This window comes from Microcoleus sp. Pol14D4 (genome assembly GCF_036701245.1).
Taxonomy (GTDB): domain Bacteria; phylum Cyanobacteriota; class Cyanobacteriia; order Cyanobacteriales; family Microcoleaceae; genus Microcoleus.
Genome location: NZ_JAUBQM010000140.1, coordinates 1 through 7,183, shown reverse-complemented (window position 1 = coordinate 7,183; position 7,183 = coordinate 1). Strand labels below are relative to the sequence as shown.

Below are 7,183 nucleotides of genomic sequence, written 5' to 3'. Positions count from 1 at the left end.
AATTAATAATTAAATGGGGTCGCAAAATCAAAAATAAGGGCAATGCTTGTATCACAGTTTAAATGTGCAACAGCTTAGTCATATACCGGACTTCTTAAAGAAGTTGGGCGTTTAAAATTGATTGCGTTTTACGGTTAATGAAATGGGATCATTTAATATGACTTGCAATTGTTTCACTCTCCACAGTTGCTTCCACTGGCCAAGAATTTTCCATCTCTACTGTTTGTTTGGGCTGGTAAACTGCCAAATCGAACCAGAAAGTCGTACCCACATTAACTTCGCTAACTAAATTAATTTTAGTGTGGTGCTTGTCAATAATGTTTCTGACAATAGAAAGACCTAATCCCGTTCCTTCTAAAGTGTGTACTCGGTTTTCTACCCGGAAAAAGCGATCGAAGATTGCTTGTTGGTCTTCAGGATCTATGCCAATTCCAGTATCAGAAATTTCGATCCGCACTACCGGAAAATGTTTGGCATCCGGTGACAAGTTTTGGTTAACGGATTGACCGTCTTTGTGGGTTGACGCCTCCGGTTCTAGCAAATACGCTCGAATTGCCACCTTGCCGCCGGACTGAGTAAATTTTAAGGCATTTCCTACTAAATTTGCAAATACTTGCAGTAACAAATCGTAATGACCTAAAGCAGGCGGCAAATACGGGTCAACTTCTTGCTCTAATTCAATGCCTTTATCCTTAGCATTTAACTGATAAGTCCGCAGGGTTTGTTCGACTGCTTGCGGGAGGTCAACAGCTTCCAAGTGATAAACTCGGCAGGATTCCAGTCGCGACAAGTCTAACACGTCGTTAACTAAACGAGTTAGTCGATCGGTTTCTCGATTGGCAATTTCTAGGAATTCCCTGCGCTCACTTTCTAGAAGGTCTTCTCCGTACTCGTGGAGAGTCTCGATAAAAGATTTGATATTAAATAAAGGTGTTCTCAATTCGTGAGAAACATTGCTGATAAAATTGCTTTTAGCCTCATTGAGTTCTACTTCGCGAGTAATGTCCTGCACTGTCATTGCAATGCCTTTGAGACTTTCTCGGTAATTTCCGGAACCTTGATGCTTGGAGGTTTGCTCGTAGAAAGTACACTCTACAGCTACCGGGCGTTGTGGCTCGGTACAGGTATCTTCTTCATGGCGGATGCAGCTTCTGCACAGCGGTTCGGCACCAGGCGCTTTGTGCAGAATGACAGTAGTTAAAACAATCCGAATTGTACGGTTAACTGGTTCGCTCATTGAGATGCGAAATTCGCCGCCGTCGCGATCGCCTGCAGCTATTTCCTGCAACGGTCTAGCCAACTCCTGCTGCACTTCCGCAGGCAAAATATTTAGAACATTTACTCCGAGCGCATTTTTACCTTCCCATCCAAAAATCCGCATCCCCGTCGGATTAACTAAAATCACCTGCAAATTTGCGTCTAATAAAAGCGCGCCATCAGCAATCGTTGAAACCAAAGTTTCTAACTTAGCTTTTTCCGCTGTCAGCTCTTCAATATTTTGTTCTTCATAGCTTTCGAGTTTCTGGGCCATTTCATTAAAACTGCCTATCAACTCGCCCAATTCTCCCCCTAAAGGCAGGTCAACTCGTTGCTTAAAATTCCCGCTGGCAATGTTTTTGACCCCAAAAACTAATTGTTTGATCGGCTGAGTAATTGTCAGGGCATTAAATACAGCCCCCAAAATTACCATCACCCAAATTGTTACAAATACTGCTAAAGTGACATCCCTAGTCAGATTTGAAGAGATAACTGCTGCGGGATTTGGGTTAATGCCGATCGCCAAAACTCCCAAATATTTGTCTTCATGAATTAACGGCACAAATACATCGGTAACTTCTCCATCTGGCGTCAAATGCTGCCGCACCAAAGGCAAAGAAGTTAAATTTCTCGCCTCAATATCGGTGATAAAATTATCCGGAAGTTTGATCTGGCGGCGCAGCGTCAGGGAAGTTTCCACCTCGGATTCTGAAAAGGGTATCCCCAGGAAAATATCCCCCGCTTCGTCGGCGTAAAGCATATAGCGGACGCTAGAAGTGCTGCTGTAAAATTGGCGGGAAAAGCGAGCGACTTCGGAGCGATCGTTTTTGGCAATCAGTGGCGCCACATTTGCCGCCAATAGCAGGCCGAGGTCGCGGCCGTAGCGAGTATCGTTAAGTCGGGCATCTTGCTGGATAGTATTCACCGCCCAGAATGTCAGGCCGCTCATAATTAACGACACTACGAGGGTAGCAGCGGCCATCAGGCGGGTCTGGAGGGTAAAATCCGACCACCAGCGGGCAATAATTTCTCCGATTTTGTTTAGTATGGCCAGCATTTCACCACTTCACCCGTTCAATATTAAAAGCAAGATCAATTCAGTTGGGTCCCGATCGAATTTTTTGCTGCGACTTGTCCGCTACCGCCATCGCATAGATACCAAATTTCATTGTTACATTTCTACATTGAGATTGCTTGGCTTTCGGATGGCGGCAGATGTCGCAATTCCTAATTTTCATCACCCAGGGCTCGGCGGCCGATGTCCCGGCGGCAGTAGACGCCTTCAAATTGGATGCAATCAACTGCTGTATAAGCCTTGGAAATAGCTTGTTCCAAAGTTTCTCCCGTCGCAGTTACACCTAAAACCCGGCCGCCGTCGCTCACTAACTGTTGCTGCTTTAACTGGGTGCCGGCGTGAAACACTTCTGCTCCTTTGGCTTCAGCTTCCTCTATACCTGTAATAACGTGGCCTTTTTGATAACTTCCAGGATAGCCCCCAGAAGCCAAAACTACGCAGACAGAGGCCCCCGACTTCCAGCGAATAGAATATTCACCGAGACGCTGCTGACAGCACGCCAGCACCAAATCTTCCAAAGGAGTTTCCAGCAGTGACAAAACCGCTTGAGTTTCGGGATCTCCGAAACGGCAGTTGAATTCTAAGACTTTGGGTTCTCCGTCGGGGGTAATCATTAAACCTGCGTAGAGTACACCCCGGTAGTCGATTTTGCGTTTTTGCAGTGCTGCGAGGGTGGGTTCGAGAATTTCTTCTTGAATTCTTTCCATAAGTTCCGGGGTGACAATGGGCGCTGGGGCGTAGGCTCCCATACCGCCGGTGTTGGCTCCCTTGTCGCCTTCGCCGATTGCTTTGTGGTCTTGGGCCGGCAACAACGGTTCCACTGTGATGCCGTCGGTGAGGGCGAGAATCGAGACTTCTTGACCTGTTAAGAATTCTTCGACGACGACTCGGATGTTGTCGGTGCCGAATTCGCCTCGGAAAATGGTGTTGATAGCGCTGTGAGCCATTTTGACGGTGGTGGCAACGGTGACTCCTTTGCCTGATGCGAGTCCGTCTGCTTTGATAACTATTGGGGTTCCTTGTTCCAGAACGTATGCTTTGGCTGCTTCTGCGTCTGTAAATACGGCAGCTTTCGGTGTTGGGATGCCTGCTTCGAGCATCAATTCTTTGGCCCAAGATTTGCTGGATTCAATTTGGGCTCCGGCTTTGGTGGGGCCGAAAATCATCATTTTTCGCTGTTGGAAATAGTCGGCGATGCCTAGCGATAGCGGCAATTCGGGGCCGACGATGACTAATCCGATGTTGTTGACCATCACAAAGCGTTCGATGCCTTGGAAGTCGTCGATGTTGAGCGACAGATTTTGACAGCCTTTGGTTGTAGCTGTGCCGCCGTTGCCCGGTACGCAGAATACTTGTTTAATCCGCGTAGATTCTAGCAGTTTTTTTGCGATCGCGTGTTCGCGACCTCCGTTTCCCACAACTAAAACTTTCACAGTATCCTCACCTATAAATTTTGTTCCCTGAATGTCTGATTTTCAGTGTTGGCATCTGTCTATCTGCTTTTTGCAGTGCTGTCAATTATGCCATGGTTGGCGCTAGGGAATTGCTAGATGTGGAACTTTTCTGGAGGGGTGGGGTTCGACGGCTGTTTCTCAATGGCTGGGAGTGTGCAATAATTAAAGACTTTAGCTGCCCAATTTTTCTGGGGTCTGCCTCGATTTAATCCTGCAATTAAAACTATTTTTTGGCTTTTAAGTCTTCAATTACTGTAATTGAGCCAGGGTCAAATAGCGATAAGATAGGCAGGTTGACTTTGCGTAATTTTACTCACATGAAATCAAATCAAACTGCTGCGAGTTCGTCTGCCAAATTTAAGCGGGTGGGCGTTGTCGGCGGCGGCCAGCTAGCTTCGATGATGGGGGATGCTGCTAGGGCGCTAGGTATTGAATTGGTAGTGCAAACTCCCCATGCTACCGATCCAGCAGTTTCGGTTGCTGCTGGTGCTGTTTTGGCTGCTGTTGATGATGTTTTGGCTACGGCTCAATTGGCTGCTGGCTGCGATGTTATTACTTTTGAAAATGAGTTTGTGGATTTGGATGGTTTGCGGCCGCTAGAAGAGCAAGGTGTGTTATTTCAGCCGAGTTTGTCGTCGCTTTCTCCTTTGTTGGATAAGTACGTTCAACGCTGTTATTTACAAGGTTTAGGTTTGCCAACTCCGAGGTTTTGGGAATGGGATTGCAGCGCGGATTTGCCCCCGGAATTGTTTAAGGCGGTGGCGATCGACTTTCCGGCAATTTCTGTTTCTGACAGCGTGCAGATTGCAGGAGACTCGGATGCTGAATCGATCGACTTTCCCTTTGTTGTCAAAGTTCGCCGCCACGGTTATGACGGCCAAGGTACTTTTATTGTTAAGGATCGGGGGAGTTTTGAGTCAATTCGTGCTAAACTTCAAGGTCAGTCTTTGCTAGTGGAAGAGTTTGTGCCGTTCGATCGCGAGTTGGCAGTGATTGCAGCTCGATCGGCAACTGGCGAAATTGCGATTTATCCGATCATAGAAACTCAGCAGCAAAATCAAGTTTGTCGCCTGGTGATTGCACCTGCTGATATTAGTTTAGATGTGAAAACTGAAGCGGGTGCGATCGCCCGCACTCTCCTCAACAGCTTAGAAGCTGTCGGCGTATTCGGCATTGAATTATTTTTAACCGCCGATAATAAGCTGTTAGTCAATGAAATTGCACCCCGCACCCACAACTCGGGACATTTTACCATTGATGCCTGCGAAACTTCACAATTTGAACAGCATTTGCGCGCAGTTTGTCAACTGCCTTTAGGGAATTCCGATTTAAAATGTGCAGGCGCTGTCATGGTAAATTTGCTGGGCTACGAGTCTGCCCAGTCCGATTATTTAGCAAAAAGAAAACAACTGGCACAAATTAGCGGTGCTTTTGTCCACTGGTATGGTAAGAAAGAATCGCGTCCCGGCCGCAAACTCGGTCACGTTACAGTTGTGCTCGACGCGGAGTTAGTGGCTCAGGGGCGATCGCAAGCACAGGCGATCGCTCAAAGCGTTGAATCTATCTGGTATGCAAGTTAAATTGCTCGAAGCTTGCCAAAATCTGGTTAGTTGGTATATATTAAATAGAGGTTCTACTGCGACGTTGGTGACTGCCAATAATGTTTTTTTGATCTATAACTCTTAACTCTCGGGAATCAAGATGTTTGGACAGCAGTAAACTGGGCTTGTACCCAGAAACTTTAAGTCCGAGCCAACGGTACCCACCTGGTAAAATACCAGGTCAAAAGCTGAGGTAAGACGGCGTTGCGGGGAGCTATTAAAATTTGGATTGAGATAGGCGCTGTGAAATATGGCTAGCCTATTTTTTTTGAGTAAACGCCTTTACTCATACTTGGATTTTACGTACGATTAGTTGAGATTCGAGTTTAGACTAGGTACATCAAAAAGTGCGATCGCTGTGAGACTGGCGAATGTCTATAGAACCTATTTGGGATCTATTCATTTGCTATTGCCAACCGTTTCTTTGCTAAGCGTTTGAGCATGAGCCGAATGAAACACACGTTGAGCTTAGCCGTGACATTCTCCAGCGTCCCCTCGAAATTCTTACACTGTTATACCCACGCATTTGACCGCTCAATGACCCAACGAGTCGGAATGACGACAAATCCCGTCTGCCCTTGCTGCTGCTTTTGGGCTTTGGTCGGCTTCGGAGCCACTTCAAACTGAATTTTAGTCATGATTTGAGGATAAATCTGCTCTAACGCCCCACTTAGCACGGTGGGATGATACCCGTGGTGCAGCAAAATCGTTAGTTGGGGCAAGTCCTCAGGTCTATCCTTGAAGTAATTAATGTTGGCTGCTAGCATCTCAATCAATCCCTGGTCATCGGACACATTAGCAAGCACTGCAATGAATGAAGAACGGGAATCCCAGGCTATCCACTGCCAAATGACGCTTGATGCCATTGGTAGCTTTGTAAAAGCAAAACCCTTTGGATTCAACTCCAGCATTACAGGTGTTTTTCACCGCTTGTGAGTCGATGATTAGCAACATTGTCCATGTTGGTTTTTTTTGACCTGTGTTCGCTTGGGCGTACAAAGTATCTCGAATCTGCTCTACTAACACGCCGTCTGAGTGCCACTGCTTGTAGTGCCAAAATACTGTGCAGTAGGGTGGCAGGTAGACAGGGCAGGTCACCCCAGTTGCAACCGTCCTTCAGTTGGTAGAGGATGCCGTTCAAGATTTGAGGCGCAAGTCCACCGAGGCGGTGTCGTTTACTTTTTTTGAGGTAAGAGTGGCTCAATGATTTCCCACTCCTCGTCGGTTAGGTCGCTGGAATATGCCATTTATGACTAATTCTAGCTCCTCATCCAAGACCCCAAATAGGTTCTATATCTCGCTTGAGTCGCAACGCCGGACACTTTATCGGGATTAACCTCCGTCCACTCTACTTATTGCTATTTTACCGCCATAACCATTAGTCTTTCAGCAACGCTGATTATTTAATATGGTTTCTCATTACACTATCATTTTGCCTGTTCAGGACGGCGATGTCTGAGGGGTTTAACCCCTCAGACATCGCCAGTCTCTTTTTCTCACAGACTTACTTAACCCTAGGAAGAGTGAGCGCGATCTTTGCTTAATTTTTCTTAATATCCCGTGGTAAAGGTTGAAGAAGAACGCCTGGTTCAGGACGATCACATCCTTAAAGCAAAGTTGACACCCATGAAATGTGCCTTACCTATACTCGACGAAGTAAGGCGTATCATCATGTTGAACCACAGAGTTCTTCTACCAATGGGTGGGAGATTGTCAGGACAAAAGCCGTATTTTGGTCGAAAAAAAGACCCCATAGTTAAAAGAGGAGTCAGCCAGCGGAGGCAGGTTCGGGAATA

Annotated in this window: 4 protein-coding genes and 1 other RNA gene; 2 read left to right on the top strand and 3 right to left on the bottom strand. The window is 46.6% G+C overall.

Annotated features, from left to right (window positions below; translation table 11 throughout):
• Positions 1-148: 148 nt before the first annotated feature.
• The gene (locus QUA33_RS27055) at positions 149-2,314 is read right to left on the bottom strand and encodes an ATP-binding protein (protein ID WP_333100946.1); all 2,166 of its coding nucleotides are present in this window, start codon (positions 2,312-2,314) and stop codon (positions 149-151) included.
• A gap of 170 nt (positions 2,315-2,484) precedes the next feature.
• Positions 2,485-3,765, bottom strand: coding sequence for a phosphoribosylamine--glycine ligase (purD, locus tag QUA33_RS27050; RefSeq protein WP_333152709.1), 1,281 nt, complete (start codon positions 3,763-3,765; stop codon positions 2,485-2,487).
• A gap of 338 nt (positions 3,766-4,103) precedes the next feature.
• On the opposite strand from purD, the gene QUA33_RS27045 reads away from it, so the two are divergent.
• The gene (locus QUA33_RS27045) at positions 4,104-5,366 is read left to right on the top strand and encodes a 5-(carboxyamino)imidazole ribonucleotide synthase (RefSeq protein ID WP_333152707.1); all 1,263 of its coding nucleotides are present in this window, start codon (positions 4,104-4,106) and stop codon (positions 5,364-5,366) included.
• Between the two features lie 50 nt (positions 5,367-5,416).
• A non-coding RNA gene (gene ssrS, locus QUA33_RS27040) (6S RNA) lies at positions 5,417-5,603 on the top strand.
• Between the two features lie 296 nt (positions 5,604-5,899).
• Here the strand turns inward: ssrS and QUA33_RS27035 are convergent.
• Positions 5,900-6,253, bottom strand: a complete 354-nt coding sequence (locus tag QUA33_RS27035; protein WP_333152705.1) for a hypothetical protein — start codon at positions 6,251-6,253, stop codon at positions 5,900-5,902.
• Positions 6,254-7,183: the final 930 nt, after the last annotated feature.